Consider the following 25,416-nt stretch of genomic DNA (forward strand, 5'->3'; position numbering starts at 1 on the left):
GGCAAATCTGTTCCACTAGATGTGGGGGTCGCGCGGGCACGCGTCAAGCTCTGTTGTGTCACGCCCGCGTGAGTCGTTCAAGCGCGTCTGCCAGACGATCCTCGGGCACCGGCAGCAGGGCCGGCGTTTCCGTGAACAGAAGCGCGGCCTCGACCCTGCGACCGGGATAAAGCGGTTTCAGGAGCTCCGCATAGAGCGCAAGCTGCGCGACATAGGCTGCGGGGGCTTCTTCCAGCGATGTTGGCGCGGGCCGGTTGGTCTTGTAATCGACGATGAGGACCGCATCATCGGTCACGGCCAGACGATCGATCTTGCCGGAAACGGCGTGGCGGCGTTTGCCAAGCGCGAGCTCGCCCATGACGGAAACTTCGGCGCGGGACCCGGGCGCAAAGATGGGCGCGAAGCGCGTATCCTCGAGGATCGCGCGCACCGAGTGCCGGACGGCCTCCCGCTGGGTATCACTCCATAAGCTGCCGACGCGATCGAGATAGCGGCCCGTTGCGGCCTCACGCTCTTCCTGCGGGCATTCGGGCAACAATTGCAAAAGCTTGTGAACCGCCAGACCGCGCTGGATGGCAAAGCCCGGCTTGCGCGCCTCATCGAGAACGGGAGAAAGAGGTGAAGAAACCGGCTCGTAATCTGCTTCGATCAGAGCGCCAGCACGCGACGGCGAGAGCGGGCGCGGCAGGTCGGCCGGCATGGGCGGCGGCGTGAGCAGGGCTTCGGGAAGCGCGGTTTTGGGCGCGGTCTCAGCGGGTTTCTCCGCTTCGGGCTTTACCGCCGGGGCATCGCTCACACGATAGCGATAGACCGGTGCGCAGATGGCGGGGCTCGCCCGTTCCTCCACCTGGTCGGCCCCGGAAAGCGCGGCGCGCACGACATTGAGCCAGGTCAATTCCTGGGGCTCGCGCTGGCCGTGATAGCCGCAGACGATCAGCCGGTCCTCGGCGCGCGTCATGCCCACATAGAGAAGGCGGCGGTATTCCTCCTCCGCCTTGATCTTCGCGTCGGCTTCAAAGGTGGCGGCCACCGTGTTGGAAACATCCTTGCCGGCGCGCCAGAGGAAACCCTTGCCCTGCCAGCCTTCGCCGCGCGGCGCGAAGGGCATGAGCTTGGGCAGATGCTGGGAGACGAAGGGCGCGCTGCCCGGATCGACCAGGAAAACCACCGGAGCCTCAAGACCCTTGGCGGCATGGACCGTCATGATGCGCAGCTCGTCTCGCGTCTGGTCCATCTCGCGCTTGATTTCCGGCGCCTGCCCTTCAAGTGCCGAAAGCAGCGCTTCGAGCCCGTTCAGCCCCGCCCGCTCTCCGGCGAGTGCGAAGGAGAGGAACTCGTCGAGAATGTCGTTTGCCTCATGGCCGAGCCGGGCAACGAAAAGCCGGCGCGCGCCCTCCCGCTCGCGTGTGCCCGTTAGAAGGCTCGCATAAAACTCGAAAGCCGGCTTGAACGCCGCCTCGTTCTGCCAGTTTTGCAGGGTCTCGACCATGCCGGCCACGACCGGATCTTCCAGCGCTTGCGCGCGCATGGCATCGAACAGCGGTACGGCGCGCCCGCGGTTCCAGGCCAGGCGGAAGAGGCGTTCCTCATCCATGCCGAAGAGCGGGCTTTTCAGCACCGCTGCCAGCGAGAGGTCGTCATGCGGCTGGAGCAGGAAACGGCCAAGGGCAATCAGGTCCTGCACGGCGATGTGTGCGGTGAGCCGCAGGCGGTCCGCGCCGGCGACATCTATGTGACGGTTTTTCAGGCTGCGCGAGAGCGCATGCACGAAACGGTCGCGCTTGCGCACGAGCACCAGCACATCGCCCGCCGTGAGGCGCTTGCCCGTGCCTTCGATGATCTCGCCATTGCGGATCCAGTCCTCGACGGTCTGTGCGATGGTTTCGGCCAGCCGCACGGCGGGTGCGGAGGCGTGGTCGATGGCTTCCGTCCAGTCTTCCGGCTCGTCCACCGCGACCGGCGCGATGGGCGACCAGACTTCCACATAGCCGGGCTGGCCCGCGCGAACCGCCAGATGCTCGATCGGCTCGGGATCGTGCGTCAGCCCCTGGGCCACATCGGCTTTCGAGAACACGAGATCGGCGGCGCGCAGCACATCCTCCGTGGAGCGGAAGGAATAGCGCAGGCGCAGGCGCTCGAAGCGGCGCTCGACCTCGCGCACCTTTTTCTCGAAAGCGCGGCCGCTCTCGCCGAAGGCAGCCGGCTCCGCACCCTGAAATGAATAGATGGACTGTTTTTCATCGCCCACGGCGAAGATGGTGCGCAGGAGGCCTTCGCGCGCACTTTCGCCGGCAAAAAACTCTTCCGCCAAAAGGCGCACGATCTGCCACTGCTCGGGGCTCGTGTCCTGCGCTTCGTCTATCAGCACATGGTCGATGCCCTTGTCGAGCTTGTACTGAACCCATGGCCCGGCATCGGCACGGGCCAGAAGGCGGATGGTGCGCATGATGAGATCGTTGAAATCGAGAAAGCCGCGCGCGCGTTTCAGACGCTCATAGCGGGCGATCATGCTATCAGCGATGACGAGGGCCGCACGCGTTGCCTCCAGCATGCGGAAGAGCGCCACGCGGTCGGCGGCATTGCGGATTGCCTCCGCCGCCTCGCCATAGCGCTCCACAATGCCCGGCAGGGCAGTGCGCAGCGCCTTTTTGAACGTGCTCTCGCCATAGACGCCGCCATCGGCCTTCAAAAAGCCCTTGCGCAGATGGTCGAGCCGGCGCAGCGGGTCCGCCTCCTCGAAGGCGCGGCTGGCATCGGGCACGATGCTCTTTAAAACCGTTTTGGCGTCGACGGCCTCAGCCTCGGCCACGAAGGCACGAAACGCACCGGCATCGAAGCCCGGAAGCGGCCAGATGGAGGCGGCAATCGATGCTGCCGTGTCATCGGGTGCGAAATCGAATTCCTCGAACAGGGCGCTGTAGGGCACCGGGTCGTTGCCGATTTCATCAATGAAGGCGCGCAAGCCATCGCGGCGGGCGATGATCTCCGACAAGAGCTCCTGCAAGCCGCTCTCGCCGCCGCGCTCCAGCACCTCGGCAAAGGCTTCGGCCAGCGCGCCATCCTCGCCGGCCGCACCGGACAGAAGATCGCGCCGCGCCTCGGCGAGAAGCGCCTCCTCCATCTGCGTGTCGAGCAGTTCGAAATGACCGGCAATGTTTGCCTCCAGCGGGAACTGGTGCAGGATCGCCTCGCAGAAGGCGTGGATCGTCTGGATTTTCAGACCGCCCGGCGTTTCCAGCGCGCGGGCGAAAAGCCGCCGCGCGCGGGCAAGCTTTTCACGGTTGGGCGCCTTGCCCTCCATCTTTGCGATCACATCGGACAGCGCTTCGTCGGGCAGGAGGCTCCAGCCGGCAAGATCGCGGAAGACGCGGTTGGCCATGTTGGCGGCGGCAGCGCGCGTGTAGGTGAGGCAGAGGATCTTGGAAGGGTCCGCCCCCTGCAAGAGAAGCCGGATCACGCGCTGGGCAAGCACATGGGTCTTGCCGGAGCCGGCATTGGCCGAGACCCAGGCCGATGTGGCGGGATCGGCTGCAAGCGACTGCGCCTTTATCGTGTCCTCGGGGATCAAGGGAAACTTTTTCATTCGTCCCCTCCGCTATCGCCCGCATCGCCACCGGCAGACCATTCGAGCACGCGCGCCAGATGATCGTAATCGCCATCCACATCGCCCTCGCGGAAGGGCAGGACGCGCGAGCGATAGCCCGTTTCAGGCTTGTGATAATGGGCGAGAAGCTGCCCCAGCCGCTCCCATGCCTCTTCGGCCATGCCGGGTGCAGTCTTGTCGCTGTCCTTCACGCGAAGGATTGATTCAGGCACCACCTCGCCATTGGCCTTGAGCCGCACATAGGCGAGGTCGCCAGGCTCGGCGGGACCGATATCGGCGAACGCGCCGCGCTGAAGCAGCGCCGCTTCCAGCGCAAGCTGCGGGGAAAGAAGCGTGTGCGCCTGCCGGCGCGACGGCGAGGCGCCGGTCTTGTAATCGAGGATTTCGGCGCTGCCATCGGCGCGGATGTCGATGCGGTCGGCGCGGCCTGAAAGGGTGAGGCCGAGCTTTGCCACCTCGATGGCCGAGGCGCGGATTTCTGCATGGCGCTTTGCGATGCCTTCGGCGCGACCGCGCTCCCACTCGATGACGGAGGCTGCCGTGCGCTCGAAGCGCGGCCACCAGACCGTTGCCACATCCTGCGGGAGACCGGCTTCGGCAAAAAGCTCGCGGCCAATGGCGATCAACCTGTCGAGCGCGTCGGGGGCCGTCGGATCCTCCACCTCCTTGATGAAGCGCTCCAGAACATCGTGAAAGAGATTGCCGCGTTCTGCGGCACCCGGATCGCGGATCAGCGGGTCAAGCGCGACAAGCGCCAATATGCGTTTTGCATAGACGGCATAGGGGTCACGCCGCAGCGTCTCGATCTCGGTGATGGAGAAGCGCGTGGGACGCGCCTCGACAGGTGGCGCTGGCTCGGGCCGGGGGGCGAAATCCTCGTCCGGCCTGTCGTCCAGAAGGCGCGCCCATGCGACCAGCTCCCGGCCGCGGGCACGCATGGTTTCGGCGACTTCTTTGCCAGCAAAAGCCGTGAGGCGCTGCAGCCAGCGCGAAGCGACAGCCGGCGCATCGCCGGCGCGGGCGGCGCGTGTCAGCACCACATTCTTCGTGCCCATCGCCATCATGAAATCATGCGCGGCCTGGCCGATGCGGCGCTCCGGCGGCTCCAGCGAAAGCTCGGCCTTCATCAGGCGCGACATGAAGCGGTCGGAGGAGGGAATGGCAGGCCAGGTGCCTTCATTCATGCCGCCCAGAACCATCGTGTCGACATGCAGAAGCCGCGCTTCGAGCGTGCCCCAGATGGCCACGCGCCTGTCTGCGCCCATGGTGGGTTTGACCACCTCGGTGGCGATCAGCGCGGCAAAGACCGCCGGCCACTCGGCGGCGTCGAAGGGCAGGGTGGTTTGCGAACCCACCAGACCGCGCAGGAAGGCGGCCATGGCCTGTCCGCGCTCGCCGTCATAGTAGTTGGTGAGGCTGCCATCTTCGGACCGGCCCAGCGCTTCGAGAGCCTCGACTGTCTCGCGCGCCATCTCGGGCACGCCGATGCCCGATTGCCCGCGAAGCGCAACCAGTGGGCGCAGCGCTTCGACCAGAGCACCGAGCACGGCGCGCGCTTCTGCCAGTGCGGCGTCGTTGACACGCGGGAACCAGAAGGGTTTGCGCGTGTCACGTTCCATCGCTTCCCAGCGGGCTTCAAAGAGCGCATCGAGCGTGGCGATGTCAGGCCGGCCCGTGCCACCGCGCAGCGCCACGAGCTCGATGGTCTCGGCGGCGCGGCGCACGCTGGCCCGCTTCAGCCCAAGCCGCAGCAAGGGATGTTTGAGCAGGGCCACCATGGCGATAGGCTCGCCGGGGCGGAATGCGGTTTCGAGCAGCAGCCGCGCAAGCGTTGCCGGCGGGGTATCGGCGAGCGGCGTGCCGCCGGAATCATCCGCCTCGATGCCGAAGCGACGCAACTCCACCGCGACACGCCGCGCCAGACCGCGATCGGGTGTGACGAGTGCCGCCGTTGCGTTCTCGTCGGTCAGCGCCAGACGCAGCGCAACGGCAATCGACAGCGCTTCCTCACGCTCGTTTGCGGTCTCCACCAAAGTCACGCCGGAAAGCGCATTCCCTTCCGTTGCATCGGCTGCAAGCGCCTGATTTTCGAGCCAGGCATCCGTGGTTTCGGCCGGGCGCAGGGTTTCGCTGACCAGTGCGCGGCGCAGGGCAAGCGGTGGGGCAGGCTCGCCAAGCTCGACCACCTCATCACGGGTGATGCCGATGGCGGAAAGCAGCTTCTTCAAGCCGGCCTGCGGATGGCCAAAGGCGGATGGCTCGTCCGCATCGCCCACCGCCTCCCAGGCCCGTGCGTCGAGCCGCGTGTCCAGACCAGGCAGGACCACGGCACCGTTTTCCAACCCGGCGATTGTCGCCAGCAACCGGGCCGTGGCGGGAATGGAACCGGTGGAACCGGCAGCGATGACCGGGCCTTTGTGCGCATGGGCCTTGAGGCGTGCGGCTTCTGCTGCCAGCATGGCATTGCGGTGTGCGGCGGGGTTGGAGCGGTCGAGCTCTTCAAGCAGTTTTGGCCAATGGGCGGTGACGATCTGAAGGAATTCGAGCGTCACCTGCCACCAATGCGCCAGCGCATCGGGCGCGAGGCTGGCAAGCTTCGTCCAGTCGGCTTCCTCGGTTTCGATCTCGTCCATCAAACCGGCGAGATCACGCGCGAGCCAGATGGAATCCGACGCCGAAGCCGGCACCACAACACCTTCCTCGAAAAGGGCGGCCACGTGGCCGGGCAGCCGCGCCTTCCACGCCTGCACCAGCGGTGCGAGCAGCAAGATGCGATCCAGCGCCTCTATCGGCGGGGCGAGATCGAGCGCGGTGGCACCCTCCGTATCGAACAGCGCGGCCTCCTCGTCGAACTCGCCCAGCGGGCGAATGACGGGAAGGATGGCGGATTGACCATCGAGCTTTCGCAGCAGGACATCGCGCAGGGCGCGGGCGGCACGGCGGGTTGGCAGATAGATGGTGACATCGGCCAGCGCCAGCGGATCGCCCGTGTGGCGAAAGCCCGGCACGAGCTTTCCACCGAACAGAGCTTCGACAAGCGTCTCCAGAAAGCCGACGCCGGGGGGAATGGAAAAGACGCGGCTTCTATCTTCAGCCAACATCGCTCTTCTCGGTGTGCATCGCCACCACAGCCTCGGCGGGCGCGATAGCGTCCGGCGTGCCGACGGTGATCCACGCGCCGTCCATTCTCATGCCGAAAAGCCGGCCCTTGGCTTCGGCGGCATCGAAATAGGCATTGAGAGACTGCGGCTCGTTGCCAGCACCGGCAAAGATGCGCGGGTGAAGCACGATCGCGCCGGCATAGATGACGCCGCCTTCCACGCCGCGATCACGGGTGAGGCGGCCTTGTGCATCCATGCTGTAATCGGTCGAGCCGGAATGACCCGTCGCCTGATCGGTGTCTGCAACCATGAGGAGAATATCCATGGTCTCAGGCTCCCAGGCAAGGGCCATGCGCTCGAGATTGGACGTGCCAGATTCAAGCCAGAACGTATCGGCATTGAGAATGAAGAAGGGCGCATCACCAAGATGCGGGAGGGCGCGGATGACGCCACCGGCCGAATCCAGAAGCTGTGTGCGCTCATCGGAAATGACGATCTTCGGCGCGGTGCGGCCTGCCAGATGCGCTTCCATATGGTCAGCGAGGTAGTGCACGTTCACCACGGCCGTCTCGACCCCGACACGCTCCAGCATGTCGAGCGCCCGGTCGATCAGCGTGCGTCCGGCGACCTTCACCAGCGGTTTGGGCATGGTGTCGGTGATGGGGCGCATGCGCTTGCCGAGCCCGGCGGCCAGAACCATCGCCTTCTTCGGGACTGTTCCGCTCATGCCTCGTCTCCGCTCAGGAAACCGGCTTCTTCATAGAATGTGCGCAGCTCGTCCAGCACGGGATGGCGCATTGCACGGCGAAGATAGGCGCGGATGCGCGGCAGGTGCTTGATGTAGAAAGGCTTGTGGTCGCGCTGCTCCAGCCGCACGAAGGTGCCGAGCAGCTTGGAGTTGCGCTGGGTGGCGCAGATCGCATAGGCCTCGTCGAAAGCTTCGCGATCGAACGGCCCCTGCTCGGCGCGGGCAGCGCAATAAGCCTCCACCACAGCGCGTTCCAGCGCCTCGGGCATGGTCACGCGGGCATCGAGCGCCAATGAGGCGACGTCATAGGCTGCCGGCCCGCACACCGCATCCTGCAAATCGATCAGCCCCAGCCGGTCGAAGCCTTCGCGCTCCGCCCGCCAGATCAGGTTTGGCGAATGAAAATCGCGCAGGACGAGATTTTTTTCGAAATGCTCAAGGCGCGCGAAGAGCCGGTTCCAGTGCTCCATATAGCCCGCGCGCTCCGCATCGTTTGCGGGGCGCCCGGCCATGAAGGGCATGTACCAGTCGGTCAGGAGGCTCACCTCGATGCCAAGCGCCTCGCGGTCATAGGGCGGCAGTTCATGGACAAGCTGATCGTTGACCGGCATCTCTTTTGGCCATGCGTCGCGGTGAAGAGCGGCGAGGAGGCGCGCAGCCTCCACATAGCGCTCAGTGACCGGCTCGCCTTCGGGCGAAAGAAACGGTGTCTCGCCGAGATGTTCGGTCAGGAGAAGCCCGGTTTCCAGATCCTGCGCATAGACCTGATAGGCCGAGAAACCGCGCGCACGAATGGCATTTGCCGTGGCCACGGAAGCGGCGACCGACTGCGCCAGGTGCGCGACCTGGCTATAGGGCCGCCCGCACTCAAGCAGCGGCTCATCACGGCGCTCCGGCGCATTCATCAGGATACGGCGAGCGCCGGTGCGTGTCGTCACCGTCTCGTAGGCACGCAGGGAGGCATCGCCCAGAAGGAATGCACGATGGGCGCGCGGCTCGCCGGCATTGTTGAGGAAATCACGGATGGCGAAGCTGCGCTCCAGCCGAAGCATCGCTTCCTCGGGCCCCGCCACCACCGCAAGCCGCCCTTCACCGCTGTCGTGCAGCTCAATGCGGATCGCATCGGCAAAACGCCCGCCCGCGCGCTCCGGCCATTCGACAAGCGCAACGCCATCGTCCGCCATCTCGAACAGGCCGAGCTCTTCCAGCTCGTCGGGGTCGGCCAGCCGATAGAGATCGAAATGATGCACGGGGATGCGCGCTTCATAGCTTTGCACCAGCGTGAAGGTGGGGCTTGGCACCTCCAGCTCCGGATTGTCGGCCAAGGCGCGGATGATGGAGCGGGCAAGTGTCGTCTTGCCGGCACCGAGATCGCCCTTCAGGGCCAGAATATCGCCGGCGCGCAAGGCCACGGCGATATCCTCGCCGAAAAGCGTGGTTGCGTCTTCATCCGGCAGGAAGCGTTCCAGAACGCGTGCTGTCATACGGTTTGGCTACTCTGCGGCGACCCGCGCCTGTGTCGGCGCGGAGGGGAACCGGCAGGTTACCGTGGTTCCGCGCCCTTCGCCCGTGTCGATGTGGACCGAGCCGCCATGCAGCTCAACGAAGCTCTTGACGATGGAGAGGCCAAGCCCCGCACCACGCCTGCGCCCGCCATTAACATGCGGCTCGAAACGTTTGAAGATGGTTTCCAGCACATCGGGTGCCATGCCCGGCCCATCATCATGCACGCTGAATTCCACCGCATCGTCATATTGCCGCGCAGAAAGCCGGATCGTGCTGTGCTCGGGCGCATAATTGGCCGCATTGGAAAGCAGATTGAAGAGCACCTGACGCACGCGGTTTTCGTCTGCATGGAAAACGAGCGCGGCATCGTCCATTTGCACGTCGAGCCGGATCTGGTGTTCGCGCAGGCGCTCCGATATGAGCCCGGCCGCAGCCTCGACCATGTCGCCGACCCTTACCTCGCCGATTTCCAGTTCCATGATGCCGGCGTCAACCGTCGCAAGGTCGAGAATGTCATTCACGACAGTGAGAAGCACGGAGGAGGAGGACCCTATGTGATCCAGGTACTCACGCTGCTTGTGATTGAGCGGACCCGTTTCCGGAAGGTTCAGGAGCTCGGTAAAGCCAATAATGTTCGTCAGCGGTGAACGCAGCTCATAGGAGACATGCTGCACGAAATCGTTCTTGAGCTTGTCTGCCTTCTGCAGCGCATCGTTCTTCTCTTTCAATGCGCGTTCCACGTTCACGCTGTCGGTCATGTCGACAAAGGTGATCATCACCTGGCCGTTGGGCAGCGGAATCGTGGCATGGCTCAATACCGACCCGTTAGAGAGCTCCACCTGACCATGCTGGCTGCGCCGCTCGTCATCGAAGCCAGTGACAGAGGCAACAAAATTGTGCCACGGGCTGTCCTTGGCCAGTGGGTCGCACACCGCACGGATGTCGGCAATATGTGCCTCGGGCGTGACAAGCTGGTCAGGCAGGTTCCAGATGCGCTGGAAAGCCGGATTGGACAAGCGCAGGCGTCCATCCGGGCCAAACACCGCGACGCCCTCGGTGAGATTGTCCAACGTTTCGCCTTGAACGCGCATCGCCGCATTGTAGCGGCTCTCGAGATCGAACTTCTCCGTCAAATTCTCGAAAACCCAGGTCACGCCACCCTTGGGCTGCGGATTGGCGATTACGCGGATCGTGCGTCCGTCGGGCAGGTGCCACCAGTGTTCCTGCGGCTTCATGCTGCGATAGGCGGACAGGAGCCCTTCCTTCCAGCGCCGCCATTCGGGCTGTTCGGCCAGCGTACCTTCGCTGCGTAGCCGGTCGAGCAGCAGAGCATTGTCGGGTCTGCTTTCGAGGAAAGGGGTATCGAGATCCCAAAGCTTCTGGAACGACTGGTTGAAGAAGCGCAGCTTCTGGTTCTCGTCGAAGATCGCCACCGCCGTTGTGAGCTGGTCGAGTGTGTCGGAATGACTCTGGACCGTGCTTTCAAATTCCCGGCGGATCGTTTCCACTTCGCTGATGTCCGCCGCGATGCCTGCCGAGCCATGACCGCCAGCATAATCGGTAACCGCAAAAACGCGCCGCTCGCCATGAACAACGGCGGACAGGGATTGCCGGAACACCTCATTGGCTTCGCGATGACGGCTGATGATTTCCTCCCGCGCCGACATGGGCAGGAACTCGACCTGTTCGCGCAGAACGGCATCGCTCGTGGAGGCATCCACCGCACCGGTGAACGCACGGTTGACCCAGGCCAGTTGTCCGGCCTTGTCGCGGAGCCAGAACGGCATGTCGAGCGCGTCGAGCAGGCCCAGAAGCGTGGCACGCTCAGACAAGAGATTGTCCTGCTCAAGCTGAAGACGTGCATGTTCTTCACGCACGCCGGCAAGCGAGACGAACCGTAGAACCGTGTGCTGGGCAGATTTCCGCCCCTGAGCCTCCAGCATCGTGCCGGATCTTGTTTCGATGGTCAGGTCGAAATTCTCTCCGGTCTCGCGCAGGGTGGCGAGTGCGCGGTCGAGAGCGGAGGCGGACCGCGGCATCATCCAACGTCCAAATGCCAGGAACGCGGAGCGCTCATCCGGCGCACCGCACCCAGGCGCAAGATCGCCCACAATCGCCGGCTTGTCCGAGCCGCCGCCCCAGACGACCGCGCGTTGATCCTTCAGATTGAGAAGAGCCTCGGAGCGGCCGAGTGCCCCGCTCAGCTCTGCGATCCGTGCACGGAGTTCAAGATTTTCAGAAGCAATGCGGGCGCGCTGACGGATCAACCAGATGGCAGAGAGAAATGCTGCGCCCATGACACCGGCAAAGACGGCGATCTGAATGACTTCGAGAGCGGTGACCGAAACGCCTGGCGCAAGCTGCGCAGCCGCCTGCGCGGCGGCCACGGTTGGCACGGCCACGCCCGTCGTCAGCGTCAGCAACCGCATCAGTCCCCGCACGATGCCCACTTTGCGCTGTCGGCCCTTAGGGCCCGTAGATCCGCCGTTCAGCGGGTCCAGCCCCGGCATGTCTTGTTCCTTCTCCGCCGCATGATCTGGCAAGACCGCCCCTTCCTTTCGCCAGGCCCACAGCCCGGAAGGTCAGCCGCCTCGCGAATCACAGCACTGTACCGCGTGAGCGAATCGCCGTGAAGAAGGGCGCGCGACAAAAATAATACCGGGCCAAAAGTCAATGGCCCGGTATCAATATATTGTGCCTTAGTTAATTTTACTTAATAGCGGTAGTGTTCCGGCTTGAACGGCCCCTGCGGCGTAACACCGATATAGGAGGCCTGTTCTTCCGAAAGCGTGGTCAGTTGAGCGCCCAGCTTGTCGAGATGCAGGCGCGCGACCTTCTCGTCGAGATGCTTCGGCAGAACGTAGACCTCGTTCTTGTACTGGTCGCCACGGACAAAAAGCTCAATCTGCGCCAGCACCTGATTGGTGAAAGATGCGGACATGACGAAGCTCGGATGGCCCGTGGCGTTGCCAAGATTGAGGAGGCGGCCTTCGGACAGGAGGATCATCCGCTTGTTGTCCGGGAAGGTGATCATGTCCACCTGCGGCTTGATGTTCGTCCATTTGAGATTGCGCAGGGCTGCAACCTGAATCTCGTTGTCGAAATGGCCGATATTGCCGACGATCGCCATGTCCTTCATCTTGCGCATGTGATCGATGGTGATGACATCCTTGTTGCCGGTCGTCGTGATAACGATGTCGGCGGTGGGAGCGGCGTCATCAAGCGTGACCACTTCGAAACCATCCATGGCGGCCTGAAGCGCGCAGATCGGATCGACTTCCGTGACCTTCACGCGGGCACCAGCGCCGGCGAGCGATTGGGCCGAGCCCTTGCCGACATCGCCATAGCCACAAACCACGGCCACCTTGCCGGCCATCATCACGTCAGTTGCACGGCGAATGCCATCCACCAGCGATTCCTTACAGCCATATTTGTTGTCGAATTTCGACTTGGTCACGGAATCGTTGACGTTGATCGCCGGGAAGGGGAGGAGGCCCTTCTTCTGGAGCTGATAGAGGCGGTTCACACCGGTCGTGGTCTCTTCCGTCACGCCCTTGATGGCTGCCTTCTGGCGCGCGAAGAAGCCCGGGGTCTCAGCCATGCGCTTCCTGATCTGCGCGAACAGGACTTCTTCTTCCTCGCTGCCCGGGTTGGACAGAACGTCCTCACCGGCCTCGGCGCGGGCGCCGATGAGGATGTACATGGTGGCGTCGCCGCCATCATCGAGGATCATGTTGGAGGGTTCACCATCGCTCCACTGGAAGATCTGGTCCGTATAGGTCCAGTACTCCTCAAGCGTCTCGCCTTTCACGGCGAACACAGGTGTGCCGCTCTCTGCAATGGCTGCAGCGGCATGGTCCTGCGTGGAGAAGATGTTGCAGGAGGCCCAGCGCACATCCGCACCCAGCGCCTTCAGCGTCTCAATAAGAACAGCGGTCTGGATGGTCATGTGCAAAGAACCGGAGATGCGCGCGCCCTTCAGCGGCTGCTCCTTGCCGAATTCCTCACGGCAGGCCATCAGGCCCGGCATTTCCGTCTCGGCGATCTCGATCTCCTTGCGGCCCCAGTCGGCCAGAGAAATGTCAGCGACCACATAATCCTTGTCAGCGCTCATTGGCGTACTCTCCGATTTTCATGAATCCGGGCGCCACGAACAGCAGGCCGGGCGCGAATGCTGGTGTCTGACTACCAGATCATGACGCCGCTCACAATGGATATAAAGAAATCTTTATTCGTGCATGTGTGAACCTAAATAGGGCTCAGCACTCTTCACCGAAGCGCTCTGCAATGAGGGTCTGCAGGGCGTCGAGCAATGCTTCCGCCTCCGGGCCGCTGGCGCTCACGCGGATCTTGCAGCCCGGACTCGCGGCGAGCATCATCAGCCCCATGATGGAGGTTCCGCCGACAGTAATGCCATCCTTCTCGACCTCGACGTCAGCATCGTGGCTTTCGACCATCTGCACGAACTTGGCCGAGGCTCGCGCATGAAGGCCGCGCTGGTTGACGATGCTGAACTCACGCGTCAACACTTCCGAAGACCGCGCCCGCGCAGAGATATCGTTTGTCTGGGCCTCGGTCATTTTCCGCTCAGCACCTGGCTTGCAACATTGATGTATTTGCGACCAGCGGCCTGCGCCTCCTCGAGTGCCTGCGCCATGTCGTCATTGGCGCGTGCGGAAGAAAGCTTGATGAGCATGGGCAGATTTACACCCGCGATCACCTCGACACGGCCAGCGTCCATCACCGAAATCGCGAGATTGGACGGGGTGCCACCGAACATGTCCGTGAGGATGATCACGCCTGAACCGGTGTCGGCACGCGCAACCGCGTCAACAATATCGCGACGGCGTTGCTCCATGTCGTCCTCAGCACCAATGGAAACCGTTTCCAGGTTTTCCTGATGGCCCACCACGTGTTCCACTGCGTGGCGGAATTCCTCGGCCAACTGGCCATGCGTCACCAAGACGAGCCCGATCATCGGCACATCATCCGAATGCTTGGTTTTGCGCTCGAGCCTGTCACGCGTTTACTCCATCCACTGGCTTCACGGGTCTGCCCGTTTATCCGGTTTTTCTTCACTTAGTGTTCAGACCTTGTCGGTCCACCCTTGTTGGAAGCAGGTCCGGAGACGCCCCAGTCCCGTCCTGCCCCAAAGCAAGAGCGCTATCTTGTCAACGCACAGGCCGTTGACAAGCCCAAAACTGCGGCGATTCGCCTAAATAAAGTTCAAACGGCGGCGCGACCCGGACCAAAAGGCGGCAATTGCAGGGTTGCGGCGATGGCGTGGACCGCCCTTCGTGCCTGTCGTTGCGGCAATACCACGCACGGAATCGCAATGTCCTCGCGGACAATCTCCGTTTCCTCGGAGATGCGAGGCGCCTTTCGCTCGTCGACCAGAATAATGGCAAGGTCGATCACCGTGGCAGGGACATGGTCCAGCTTTGCCGGTCCCAGGCCGCGCGCTTCGGCCAAACCGGCGATGGAAGAAGGGGCTCTTGCAATCAAGCGCCCCTCTCTTGTCGAGAGGCAGACCTGATCGTCTGAAACAAAGGCTGCAAAGATGCCTGCCGCCTGGAAAAAAGCGAGGGCCTCCAGAGCGAGCATCGTCTTGCCGCTGCCTGAGTGACCCTCGACCAATATTCCGGATCCGGCGACAACAATGGCGGTGGCGTGGCAGTTGGGCATTTCGGTCAGGCCTCGGCGGGCAGAGCCACAATGAAGCGGGCGCCCTTGATGTCACCAGGCTTCGCCCCGGCGATGTTCTCCGCCGTCAACGTGCCGCCGTGGGCCTCGATAATCTGGCGACTGATTGAAAGGCCAAGGCCGGAGTTTTGGCCGAACGCTTCGCCAGCGGGTCGATCCGTGTAAAACCGCTCAAAAATCCGATCGATATTCTCCACGCGAATCCCCGGCCCGTTGTCTTCCACGGTGAGGATGATGCGCTTGCCGGCGCGCGACAGGCGTACATCGATCCGTCCCGTTTTTTCCGGAACGAAAGAACGGGCATTCTCGATGAGATTCGTGATCACCTGCCCCAAACGCAAATCGTGTCCCTGGATGAAATAGGCCGCCGCTTCGCTTTCACCCTTCGGTTCGGCGGTGAAGGTGATCTCCACGGGCTTCTTCGTCGAACCTGCCTCCCGGATCGCTCCGACCAGATCGCCAACGAACCGCTTCAGTTCCACACGGTCTGCATCCTCGCGGGAAAGCTCCGCATCGAGCCGGGAGGCGTCGGAAATGTCAGTGATCAGTCGATCCAGCCGCCGCACATCGTGCTGGATGATTTCCAGAAGCCGTTCGCGTGAGCGCTCGTCTTTGGCAAGCGGAAGCGTTTCAACGGCGCTGCCCAATGAGGTCAACGGATTTTTCAGCTCATGGGCCACGTCGGCAGCGAAGCTTTCGATGGCATCAATGCGCGCATAGAGCGCCTTGGTCATATCGCGCAGAGCCGAGGACAAATTGCCGATCTCATCCTGGCGATGGGAAAAATCGGGAATTTCCTCTCGTGACCGTGCACCACGACGCACCCGCACCGCTGCCGCAGAGAGCCGCCGCAGCGGGTTCGCAATGGTGGAGGCAAGAAGCAGAGAGAGGATGGCCGTCACCAGAGCAGCGACAAAGAAAACGCGCAGAATGGCTTTGCGCTCGGCAGCCACGATCTTGTCGATGTCGCCACCCTGCGTCGACAGAAGCAATACGCCGAGGACAGCCCGGAAGCGCTGAATCGGTACTGCAACGGAGACAATCTGCTCGCCCTGTTCGCTGACGCGCACCACGTGGTTGGTGGTGCCGGTGAGTGCCCGCATCACCTCGGGATAGGCCACGCCGCTGCCTCCCGGCTGCTCTTTATAAACCGGCAGATCCCTGCGTCGGAAAATCTCTTTCATCCGCTGCCAGACCTGATCGAAAATGCTCGCATCGTCATCTTCAATGGACGGCAATTCGTAGCGAAGAACCTGTCCGAGATACTGAGAATCCAGCAGCAGGTTGGCGTCCGGATCATAGATGCGGGCGCGGGTGCGGGTTTGCGGTATGAGCCTTCGCAGAAGAGGGGCTACACGCTCCGGATTGATCGGGAAATCAAGGCTCTCCAACTGGTCGCCTCGCGGCGGAAGGCTTTGCCCCGCCTGCAGCTCGAGCAGCTTGTCCGGATCAACAAGGATGGAGTCGGTTTCCACCTCGGCGGAACTCGCTATGGCGCCAGCAATAATTTCGCCCTGAGTCATCAGGCTCTCAACGCGGGCGCTGATCAGCTCTTCGCGAAACTCGTTCAGATAGAGAACCCCGACAACCAGAACGCCGAGACCAGCAAGGTTGAGAAACAGGATACGCCGTGTGAGGCTCGAAAATACATAGTGGCCAAAAAGACGGCGCAGCGGCACGGCAAGCCGACCCAGAAAGGGCTGACCTGCTGGACGTGCGGTCTTCGAGGACCGCCGCTCCGTCTTTTCAGTTTCTGCACTCATCGCTACTGTCTTGCCGACGCGCGCGCCGGGCAACCGCATCTCCGGGATGACCCCAAGGTCTAGATCTCGCGGAAGCGATAGCCTACGCCATAGAGCGTTTCGATCATGTCGAACTCGCCGTCAACCGCCTTGAACTTCTTGCGCAGGCGCTTGATGTGGCTGTCGATGGTGCGGTCGTCCACATACACCTGCTCGTCGTAGGCCGAATCCATCAGGGCATCGCGGCTCTTCACCACGCCGGGACGCTGCGCCAGCGAATGCAGGATCAGGAATTCGGTGACAGTCAGCGTGACAGGCTGCCCCTTCCAGGTGCAGGTATGGCGTTCCTGGTCCATGACGAGCTGCCCGCGTTCCAGCGATTGCGACTGCTTGCCCGGGGTCTTTGCAGCGGTTTCTCGATTGCTCGCGCGGCGCAGAACGGCCCGGACACGCTCGACCAGAAGGCGCTGCGAGAACGGTTTGCGGACGAAATCGTCAGCGCCCATCTTCAGACCGAAGAGTTCGTCGATCTCGTCGTCCTTGGAGGTCAGGAAGATGACCGGGACATCGCTTTTCTGGCGCAGTCGGCGCAACAGCTCCATGCCATCCATCCGCGGCATCTTGATGTCGAGGATTGCAAGATTGGGCGGTCGGGCTCCAAGTCCCTCCAACGCCGAAACGCCGTCCGTATAGGTTTCGACCCGATAGCCTTCCGATTCCAGTGCTATGGAAACGGAGGTGAGAATGTTGCGGTCGTCATCGACAAGCGCGATTGTTGCCATATCCAGCGGCTCCCTCATGGGCATGTCGTCCCTATCTGCATCGATCGGCTGTGCAGATGCAGGACAAATTGGGTACAAAATGTGGCATATAAAGCCCCCCGTGTCACACGGGTGCTTCTCATGACACCTCCCGGCGCTGCGAAGCTGTGCAAATACTGGTCGAATCCAACCCGATTTAAACGATTTAAACGATTTTAAAAAATTTAAATCGATTAATGGTTTGATATCCCTCGCTTATTTGTGTTTTCAGCTTGGATCGCCTGCGCGGACAGGCATCTCAAGGGAAATCTGGTGGTTACGATGAACGAAACCGGCATGCGCAACCCGGCTTGCGGGATCGACAGCAATGGTCTGAAAACGACGGGCGCCGTCCATTATAATTTTCAGCCGGCTGCGCTTTATGAGGAGGCGATCCGTCGCGGGGAGGCGAAACTCACCGCAGATGGTGCACTGGTGGCCGAAACCGGCCAGCACACGGGCCGCTCCGCCAAGGACAAGTTCGTCGTGCGTACCGCCGAAACGGAGGATGCGGTCTGGTGGGACAACAACAAGCCCATCTCCTCCGAGCATTTCGAGACACTTCACGCCGATTTCATCGCCCATGCAGCTGACCGGGATCTGTTTGTGCAGGATCTTGTCGGCGGAGCCGATCCCGAAAACAGCCTGCCCGTGCGCGTCATCACGGAATATGCCTGGCATTCGCTGTTCATCCGCAATCTGCTCCTGCGGCCCGAGGTGGAGGCGCTTGCCTCCTTCGTGCCGGAGATGACGATCATCGACCTGCCATCCTTCCGCGCCGATCCCGCGCGCCACGGCTGCCGCACCGAAACCGTCATCGCTGTGGATCTGACGCGCAATATCGTTCTGATCGGCGGCACCTCCTATGCCGGCGAAATGAAAAAGTCGGTCTTCACCGCCCTCAACTACATTCTGCCGGCTAAGGGCGTGATGCCGATGCACTGCTCGGCCAATGTCGGGCCAGATGGCGATGCAGCTGTGTTCTTCGGCCTGTCGGGCACCGGCAAGACCACGCTTTCGGCGGATCCGTCCCGGACGCTGATCGGCGACGACGAGCATGGCTGGGGCGAGACCGGTCTCTTCAATTTCGAGGGTGGCTGCTACGCAAAGACGATACGCCTTTCTGAAGAGGCCGAACCGGAAATCTTTGCCACCACGCGCCGTTTCGGCACAGTTTTGGAGAATGTGGTTCTTGATGCAGAGCGCCGCCCGGATTTTGACGATGGCAGTCTGACCGAGAACACGCGCTGCGCCTATCCCCTGCATTTCATCCCGAACGCAAGCGAAACCGGTCGCAGCGGTCATCCGAACAACATTATCATGCTAACCGCGGATGCTTTCGGTGTTCTGCCGCCCATCGCAAAGCTCACACCGGCTCAGGCCATGTATCACTTCCTCTCGGGATACACAGCCAAAGTGGCCGGAACCGAAAAGGGCGTGACGGAACCCGAGGCCACCTTCTCCACCTGCTTCGGCGCGCCCTTCATGCCGCGCCATCCCTCGGAATACGGAAATCTGCTGCGCGACCTGATCGCCCGTCACGGTGTCGACTGCTGGCTGGTCAACACCGGCTGGACCGGCGGGGCCTATGGTGTCGGCAGCCGCATGCCCATCAAGGTGACGCGGGGCCTGCTCAACGCGGCCTTGAGCGGTGAGTTGAACGACGCGGAGTTCCGCACCGACCCGCATTTTGGCTTCGCCGTGCCGGTGGCGGTACCTGGGATCGAGAGCAGCGTTCTGGATCCGCGCTCCACCTGGTCTGACAAAGCAGCCTATGATGCGCAGGCTCGCCGGCTCGTCGGCATGTTTATCGACAATTTTGAGAAGTTCGAAACGCATGTGGATGCCACCGTGCGCGAAGCTGCGCCACAGATGGCGCAAGCTGCCGAATAACCCGGCCCACTTGCATCCCGCTTGCTGAATGCGCATGTTCAGGCCCGGTCGTTGAGACCGGGCCTTTTCATTATAGCGGACAGGAGCTATGGCCGAGGACGACCTCAACATCAGGGATGGCGTGACCGTTTTCGAGGACGAGTTGCAGGAGCAATTCATCCGGTCCTCCGGTCCCGGCGGTCAAAATGTCAACAAGGTAGCGACCGCGGTGCAACTGAGGTTCAACGCAAGGACAGCACGCGGCCTGCCGCAGCGCGTGCGTGAAAGGGTTCTGGAGCTTGCAGGAAGCCGTGCCACGAAAGAGGGCGAGATCGTCATTGAGGCAGGCCGCTACCGCACCCAGGAACTGAATCGCGCCGACGCACGCGACCGGCTCGCCCAACTCCTGACCCGCGCCGCCGAACCGCCGCCCAGACCCCGCAAGAAAACCAAACCCTCTCGTTCCGCGATAGAACGCCGGTTGAAGGCCAAAGCCGGTCGTTCATCGGTGAAGAAACTACGTGGGAAAATCAGTTTCGATTGAAATCGACATAGTCCCACCGTCGAATTCGCTACCGTAACTTTTGCCCAGCAACTGTTTTGCAGTTGAAATTTTGAGCTGATACACGTCAAATATCAGCGAATTCTAACTGGAGACATTTCCATGGGCATTTTCGATTTTGTCAAATCAGTCGGCAAAAAGCTCGGCATGGTGGACGAAGAGCCGCCGGCAGCAGACCAACTGAAGCAGGAACTCGATTCCCACAAGCTCGGCACCGACAAGGTCGATGTGGTCGTAGAAGGTGACAAGGTTGTTCTCAAAGGCGAGGTGGCTGACCAGTCGGCGTTTGAAAAGGCTGTCGTTGCGGTCGGCAACACGCTCGGCATTTCCAAGGTGGAGGCCGGCGAGCTCAAGGTCGCTTCAGCCGAAGCCAAGGCACCGGTCTTCTACACCGTGAAAAAAGGCGACAATCTCTGGAAGATTGCCGAGGCCAATTACGGCAAGGGCAAAGGTGCGAAATACACCGTCATCTTCGAGGCCAACAAGCCCATGCTTGACGATCCGGACAAAATCTATCCCGGCCAGGTGCTGCGTATTCCCGATCTCGCCGAGGCGTGATCGCAACTGTCATGATCTGGCATGAGACGGCGGCTTTCGGGTCGCCGTTTTTTGTTTGCAGGCGTAAGCTTCCTGAGTGAGGCTGTCTGTGTGATGCGTGGTTCGACAAGCTCACCATGAGGAGCGGGATTGGCTGCAAACCCCTCCATCATGTTCATGAACAGGCTTGCCCGACACCACCTTCCTCAAGGTGAGCTTGTCGAACCACGCACTCCATCAATGCAACGGTGCATCATGCACCTTACTCGGTTTAAGGAGATTTGATTGCCCACCCTGACCGAAGGCGTGATCCACCTGCCCGAATATCTCGACCGCCCGGCGCAGGAGGCGCTGCTCGGCGAGATACGCGCCGTGGTGCGCGAGGCGCCGCTGTTCGTGCCTGCCATGCCGCGGACCGGCAAGGAAATGAGTGTCCGCATGACCAATTGCGGCGCTCTCGGCTGGGTTACGGACAAGGAACGCGGATACCGGTATCAGGAGACGCACCCCGTCACCGGGAAGCCCTGGCCTGCCATCCCTGAAAGCCTTCTAGCCCTTTGGAATGAGGTGGCGGATTTCCCCGCTCCACCTCAAGCCTGCCTCGTCAACCACTATACCGATGGGGCAAAGATGGGCCTGCATCAGGATCGCGATGAAGAGGCCTTTGCCGCGCCTGTGGTCTCAGTATCGCTCGGCGATGCCTGCCTCTTTCGTGTCGGCGGCACGAAACGCAGCGACAAAACCTTGTCTGTCAGGCTCCAGTCCGGCGATGTGGTGGTGCTCGGCGGGGCAGGGCGACTTGCCTTTCACGGGGTCGACCGCATCTATCCGGGCACGTCGACGCTGCTCTCCGCTCCCGGCCGCATCAATCTGACCCTGCGGCGCGTCACAGCTTCCTGAGCGCGACCTCTTCGGTCAGGTGGTTGGCGCCTTTGCGCAGGATCAGGTCGGCGCGCGGCCTCGTCGGAAGAATGTTTTCACGCAGATTCTTGAGATTAATATTTTCCCAGAGTTGCTCGGCGATCGCGAGGGCGGCACTTGGTTTCAGTGTCGCATAACGATGGAAAAAGGACTCTGGGTTCTGGAACGCGGTCTCACGCAGCCGCATGAATCGGTCGACATACCATTGATGGATGAGATCTTCCGGCGCATCGATGTAAATCGAGAAATCAAAAAAGTCCGAAACAACCGGAACCGCTGTTCCATCCTGCGGCAGATCACGTGTCTGCAGCACATTGATGCCTTCGAAAATCAGAATATCCGGCCGGTCGATGGTGCGATATTCACCCGGCAGGACATCATAGGTAAGGTGCGAATAGAGCGGCGCCTGAACATTTGGCAGGCCGGCCTTGATGGCAGACAGAAACCGCAGCACCGCGCCGAGGTCGTAGCTTTCGGGGAACCCCTTGCGCTCCATAAGATTGTCACGCCGCAGAATCTCGTTGGGATAGAGAAAGCCATCCGTTGTCACCAGATCCACTTTCGGGCTGGAAGGCCAGCGGGCGAGCAGCTCCTTGAGCACGCGCGCAGTTGTGGACTTGCCGACCGCCACCGAACCGGCGATGCCGATGATGAAGGGTGATTTCACAACATCCTGGCTGTCGAAAAACGCCTGTCTTTGGCGAAACAGAAGCTGCGTGGCCTCCACATGAGCCGAAAGAAGCCGCGACATGGACAGATATATCCGGCGCACTTCTTCAAGATCGACGGGGTCGTTCAGCGAACGCAGTCGCCGAACCTCATCCTCGGTCAGGGTGAGTGGCGTGTCGGCGCGAAACTTCGCCCATTTCTCCGCCGTAAAAATGCGATAGGGGGAGTACTTCTCCCCTGAGACAAGCTGGTCCATGAAGTTCGCGGCCCCCTTCCTCGCCGCCATGGCTGTCGTCGCCTTCCGGGATCTCTGGCTATCGCTCATGCGCCAGATGATGCCATCCCGCGCAGAAACGATCTATCCCTTTCGCGATGCCTTTTCTTCCATCCCCGAGCGCGTGGTGCGTCGCTCGAGCTCGGACATCACCTCATCAAGCGTGACGCCCTCAAGAGCCAGGACCACCAACCAATGATAAAGAAGATCGGCGCTTTCGGAAATCAGCTCCTGCCTGTCGCGCGAGACAGCGGCGATCACCGTTTCAACGGCTTCTTCGCCCAGCTTCTGCGCGGCCTTGGGCGTGCCCTTTGCAAACAGCCTGGCCGTCCATGAGTTTTCGTCCCCCGAGCGCGCGCGCTCGGCGATGATGGCTTCCAGTCGGGTGAGGTCGAACTGGCTCATGCCTGCTCCGGGGTCTGCGCGGGGTCGAGCCGCATGGGAATGCCCGTCGAGGCCATATATGCCTTGGCCTCGCCGATCGTATGAGTGCCGAAGTGAAAGATCGAGGCGGCCAACACGGCACTGGCATGGCCCTCGCGCACGCCTTCGACGAGGTGATCGAGTGTACCGACGCCGCCGGAAGCGATCACCGGCGCACGCACCGCATCGGCTACGGCGCGGGTCAGAGGAATGTTGTATCCCGCCTTGGTGCCATCGCGGTCCATCGAGGTCAGCAGGATTTCGCCGGCGCCGAGATCGACCACCTTGCGGGCGAACTCCACCGCATCGATGCCGGTTGGCGTGCGCCCGCCATGGGTGAAGATTTCCCAGCGCAGCGGTTCGCCTTCGCCCGACACCTGCTTGGCGTCTATCGCCACGACGATGCACTGATCGCCGAATTTGTCGGCCGCGCGCGCCACCAGTTCCGGGTCCTTCACAGCTGCCGTGTTGATCGACACCTTGTCGGCTCCGGCGAGCAGAAGTTTGCGGATGTCGGAAACCTCGCGCACGCCACCGCCCACCGTCAGCGGCATGAAGCACTGTTCGGCAGTGCGCGCCACGACATCGAAGATCGTCTCGCGGTTGTCGCTGGAGGCGGTGATGTCGAGAAAGCAGAGCTCGTCTGCCCCGGCGGCATCATAGGCCTTCGCCGCTTCCACCGGATCGCCGGCATCGATCAGATCGACGAAATTGATGCCTTTGACGACGCGACCGTCTTTCACATCGAGACAGGGGATGACGCGGGCTTTGAGGGTCATGTGGTCTCCCCCCGCAACAGTTTCAGCGCCTCCGCCGGATCGATCCGCCCGTCATAAAGGGCGCGGCCGGAAATGGCGCCTTCGAGCTTCGCCGCTTCGGGCATGGTCATGCGCACGATATCGGCAATGGAGGCGAGGCCGCCCGAGGCGATCACGGGGATGGAGACCGCATCGGCGAGCTCTATGGTCGATTCCCAATTGATGCCGGTCAGAACACCGTCCCGGTCGATATCCGTGTAGATGATGGCGGCCACGCCCGCGCCTTCGAACCGGCGAGCCAGATCGATGGCTGAAAGATCGGAGGTTTCCGCCCAGCCTTCCACTGCCACCTTGCCGCCGCGCGCATCGATGCCAACGGCGATCTTACCCGGAAAGGCCCTGCAGGCTTCCTTCACCAGATCGGGATCGCGCACCGCCACGGTACCGAGGATCACGCGCGAGAGGCCCTTCTCGAGCCAGGCCTCGATATGAGCAAGCGTGCGGATGCCGCCGCCAAGCTGCACCGGGTTTTTCGTCGCTTTCAGGATCGCTTCGACGGCATCGCCATTGACACTCGCGCCGGCGAAGGCTCCGTTCAGGTCAACCACATGAAGCCATTCGAAGCCCTGCTCTTCAAAGCTGCGGGCCTGCGCGGCGGGATCCGCGTTGTAGACCGTTGCCTCGTCCATATCGCCCAGCTTGAGCCGAACGCACTGGCCGTCTTTCAGGTCGATGGCGGGAAAAAGGATCATATGTCAGACGCCCTCGATAATGCTGAGTCTGGCTTTGGAAACGGGTTGCCGGAACGTGATGGCATGCTGGTATTCCGGCGAGTGGTAGCAGGCGAGCGCCTGCTCATAGGATGAAAACTCGATGACCACCTGACGGTCGCCGGCCGGTTCCTCCGGCGCGACCGACTGTCCGCCCCGCACCAGAAATTTTGCGCCATATTTCTCAAAGGCCGCAGCGTTGGCTTCGATATATTTCCTGTAGCCCTCGAAATCGATGATCTCGACCTGCGCGATCCAGTAGCCTTTTTTGTCCGCTCCACTCATCACGGCCTCCAGCGAAGGAAATTGGCGATCAGGGCCAGGCCAAGCGCCTGGCTCTTTTCCGGGTGGAACTGCGTGCCCACCAGATTGTCCCGCGCGACCGCGGCAGTGATCGGCCCGCCATAGTCAGCGGTGGCGAGGACCTCCGCCTCATTGCGGGCCGCGAAGTGATAGGAATGCACGAAATAGGCGTGCAGACCGTCGGCTCCGGTGGGGATGCCGTCAAAGATCGGGTGCGAATGTTTCACGTGAATCGTGTTCCAGCCGATCTGCGGGATCTTCAGCTCCGGGTCGGACGGTGTCATCTCGACCACATCTCCGGCAATCCAGCCGAGCCCTTCCGTGACCGACTTTTCCAGCCCGCGTTCGCTCATGAGCTGCATACCGACGCAGATGCCGAGAAAGGGCCGCGCCTGTTGAATGGCAACATCCGTGATCGCCTCGACCATGCCCGGCACGGCATCAAGCCCCCGCCGGCAGTCGGCATAGGCACCGACACCCGGCAGAACAACCCTGTCGGCGGTGCGGACGGCATCGGCGTCTGCCGTCACGTTGATTTCGGCTGCGATGCCGTTCTCACGCGCAGCACGCTCGAAGGCCTTTGCGGCCGAGCGCAGATTGCCCGAACCGTAATCGATGATCGCAACCTTCATGGTCAACGCGCTCCAGGATAGGTGAAGAGACCAAGCGCCGGTTCGCTGGCACGGCCTGCAATCCTTGCCGGTCCCGGCGTTTCACGGAGAGCGGGAAGTGGTGTTTCCCTGCGGGCTTCCGGCTCGTCGGACAAGAGCCCGGCCATATAGCGGGTCTCGGCCTCGTCACGGTTTGCCGCATCAACCACTCCCCATTCACGCCAACCGCGCCGGGACAACATGGCAACACGCAAATTGCGCGCCTCGAGGGCAAGAAAAAGCGAGAGGCACAGCGAAGCGACCGTGGCAGGCGCAGACCAGCCTTCGAACGTCCCCATAGCGCCGATCAGAAGTGTAGCGGCAAGGGCTGCCAGTGCCTCCAGCCACATGCGGTGCCAGAGAAACCAGAGAAAGGGCATGATGAAAGCCAGCAGGGCAAAACCATCGCGCACCAGAATTGCTTGTTCCGGTCCCCCCTCGGGCGGCTCCATCACCACATAGCTTGCCATCGG

General features: G+C 62.0%; 22 protein-coding genes. 4 read left to right on the forward strand and 18 right to left on the reverse strand.

Going from position 1 to position 25,416, the window contains the following annotated elements; translation table 11 throughout:
• Positions 1 to 58: 58 nt before the first annotated feature.
• The 11 genes from addA to AC2CHD_RS15320 form a co-directional block, all read right to left on the reverse strand.
• Positions 59 to 3,583, reverse strand: a complete 3,525-nt coding sequence (gene addA / locus AC2CHD_RS15270; RefSeq protein ID WP_484554378.1) for a double-strand break repair helicase AddA — start codon at positions 3,581 to 3,583, stop codon at positions 59 to 61.
• A complete protein-coding gene (gene addB, locus AC2CHD_RS15275; protein WP_484554379.1) occupies positions 3,580 to 6,705 on the reverse strand; it encodes a double-strand break repair protein AddB in 3,126 nt (1,041 codons plus the stop codon). The genes addA and addB overlap by 4 nt, the downstream gene beginning before the upstream one ends.
• Positions 6,695 to 7,432, reverse strand: a complete 738-nt coding sequence (locus tag AC2CHD_RS15280; RefSeq protein WP_484554380.1) for a nucleotidyltransferase family protein — start codon at positions 7,430 to 7,432, stop codon at positions 6,695 to 6,697. Before AC2CHD_RS15280 ends, addB begins: the two co-directional genes overlap by 11 nt.
• Positions 7,429 to 8,937, reverse strand: coding sequence for a tRNA (adenosine(37)-N6)-threonylcarbamoyltransferase complex ATPase subunit type 1 TsaE (gene tsaE, locus AC2CHD_RS15285; RefSeq protein WP_484554381.1), 1,509 nt, complete (start codon positions 8,935 to 8,937; stop codon positions 7,429 to 7,431). The genes AC2CHD_RS15280 and tsaE overlap by 4 nt, the downstream gene beginning before the upstream one ends.
• A 9-nt stretch (positions 8,938 to 8,946) precedes the next feature.
• Entirely contained in the window at positions 8,947 to 11,469 is a 2,523-nt protein-coding gene (locus AC2CHD_RS15290; RefSeq protein ID WP_484554382.1) for a sensor histidine kinase, read from the reverse strand.
• Between the two features lie 203 nt (positions 11,470 to 11,672).
• Positions 11,673 to 13,073, reverse strand: a complete 1,401-nt coding sequence (gene ahcY, locus AC2CHD_RS15295; RefSeq protein ID WP_229449421.1) for an adenosylhomocysteinase — start codon at positions 13,071 to 13,073, stop codon at positions 11,673 to 11,675.
• Positions 13,074 to 13,218: 145 nt separating this feature from the next.
• Complete coding sequence (locus AC2CHD_RS15300) at positions 13,219 to 13,539, reverse strand: HPr family phosphocarrier protein (RefSeq protein WP_484554383.1); 321 nt, start codon at positions 13,537 to 13,539, stop codon at positions 13,219 to 13,221.
• Positions 13,536 to 13,937, reverse strand: a complete 402-nt coding sequence (locus AC2CHD_RS15305) for a PTS sugar transporter subunit IIA (RefSeq protein WP_223022234.1) — start codon at positions 13,935 to 13,937, stop codon at positions 13,536 to 13,538. Before AC2CHD_RS15305 ends, AC2CHD_RS15300 begins: the two co-directional genes overlap by 4 nt.
• Before the next feature lie 248 nt (positions 13,938 to 14,185).
• Positions 14,186 to 14,644 (reverse strand): HPr kinase/phosphorylase, encoded by a 459-nt coding sequence (locus AC2CHD_RS15310; RefSeq protein WP_484554384.1) that lies wholly within the window; start codon positions 14,642 to 14,644, stop codon positions 14,186 to 14,188.
• A 5-nt stretch (positions 14,645 to 14,649) separates the two neighbouring features.
• A complete protein-coding gene (locus AC2CHD_RS15315) occupies positions 14,650 to 16,425 on the reverse strand; it encodes a stimulus-sensing domain-containing protein (protein ID WP_484554385.1) in 1,776 nt (591 codons plus the stop codon).
• A 59-nt stretch (positions 16,426 to 16,484) separates the two neighbouring features.
• Entirely contained in the window at positions 16,485 to 17,186 is a 702-nt protein-coding gene (locus tag AC2CHD_RS15320; protein WP_229450074.1) for a response regulator transcription factor, read from the reverse strand.
• A gap of 300 nt (positions 17,187 to 17,486) precedes the next feature.
• Here AC2CHD_RS15320 and AC2CHD_RS15325 point away from each other — a divergent pair, with 300 nt between their 5' ends.
• From AC2CHD_RS15325 to AC2CHD_RS15340, 4 genes are all read left to right on the forward strand, one after another.
• Entirely contained in the window at positions 17,487 to 19,097 is a 1,611-nt protein-coding gene (locus tag AC2CHD_RS15325; protein WP_484554386.1) for a phosphoenolpyruvate carboxykinase, read from the forward strand.
• Positions 19,098 to 19,185: 88 nt separating this feature from the next.
• A complete protein-coding gene (gene arfB / locus AC2CHD_RS15330; protein ID WP_484554387.1) occupies positions 19,186 to 19,620 on the forward strand; it encodes an alternative ribosome rescue aminoacyl-tRNA hydrolase ArfB in 435 nt (144 codons plus the stop codon).
• 120 nt (positions 19,621 to 19,740) lie between these two features.
• Positions 19,741 to 20,196 (forward strand): peptidoglycan-binding protein LysM, encoded by a 456-nt coding sequence (gene lysM / locus AC2CHD_RS15335; protein ID WP_484554388.1) that lies wholly within the window; start codon positions 19,741 to 19,743, stop codon positions 20,194 to 20,196.
• Positions 20,197 to 20,460: 264 nt separating this feature from the next.
• Positions 20,461 to 21,075: an alpha-ketoglutarate-dependent dioxygenase AlkB family protein gene (locus tag AC2CHD_RS15340; protein WP_484554389.1), complete on the forward strand. Its 615-nt coding sequence runs from the start codon at positions 20,461 to 20,463 to the stop codon at positions 21,073 to 21,075.
• Here the strand turns inward: AC2CHD_RS15340 and coaA are convergent.
• The 7 genes from coaA to AC2CHD_RS15375 form a co-directional block, all read right to left on the reverse strand.
• Positions 21,062 to 22,021 (reverse strand): type I pantothenate kinase, encoded by a 960-nt coding sequence (gene coaA / locus AC2CHD_RS15345; RefSeq protein WP_229450075.1) that lies wholly within the window; start codon positions 22,019 to 22,021, stop codon positions 21,062 to 21,064. The two genes, AC2CHD_RS15340 and coaA, sit on opposite strands and share 14 nt — an antisense overlap.
• 102 nt (positions 22,022 to 22,123) lie before the next feature.
• Complete coding sequence (locus tag AC2CHD_RS15350; RefSeq protein ID WP_484554390.1) at positions 22,124 to 22,444, reverse strand: phosphoribosyl-ATP diphosphatase; 321 nt, start codon at positions 22,442 to 22,444, stop codon at positions 22,124 to 22,126.
• Complete coding sequence (gene hisF, locus AC2CHD_RS15355; protein ID WP_484554391.1) at positions 22,441 to 23,241, reverse strand: imidazole glycerol phosphate synthase subunit HisF; 801 nt, start codon at positions 23,239 to 23,241, stop codon at positions 22,441 to 22,443. Before hisF ends, AC2CHD_RS15350 begins: the two co-directional genes overlap by 4 nt.
• Positions 23,238 to 23,972: a 1-(5-phosphoribosyl)-5-[(5-phosphoribosylamino)methylideneamino]imidazole-4-carboxamide isomerase gene (gene hisA, locus AC2CHD_RS15360; RefSeq protein WP_484554392.1), complete on the reverse strand. Its 735-nt coding sequence runs from the start codon at positions 23,970 to 23,972 to the stop codon at positions 23,238 to 23,240. The genes hisF and hisA overlap by 4 nt, the downstream gene beginning before the upstream one ends.
• A gap of 3 nt (positions 23,973 to 23,975) precedes the next feature.
• On the reverse strand, positions 23,976 to 24,275 hold the full coding sequence (locus AC2CHD_RS15365; RefSeq protein WP_484554393.1) for a DUF1330 domain-containing protein: 300 nt from the start codon (positions 24,273 to 24,275) through the stop codon (positions 23,976 to 23,978).
• Entirely contained in the window at positions 24,275 to 24,925 is a 651-nt protein-coding gene (gene hisH / locus AC2CHD_RS15370) for an imidazole glycerol phosphate synthase subunit HisH (RefSeq protein WP_484554394.1), read from the reverse strand. Before hisH ends, AC2CHD_RS15365 begins: the two co-directional genes overlap by 1 nt.
• Positions 24,926 to 24,927: 2 nt before the next feature.
• Positions 24,928 to 25,413, reverse strand: a complete 486-nt coding sequence (locus tag AC2CHD_RS15375) for a DUF2628 domain-containing protein (protein WP_484554395.1) — start codon at positions 25,411 to 25,413, stop codon at positions 24,928 to 24,930.
• Between the last annotated feature and the right edge of the window lie 3 nt (positions 25,414 to 25,416).

This window comes from Nitratireductor sp. ATLC21 (assembly GCF_057196525.1).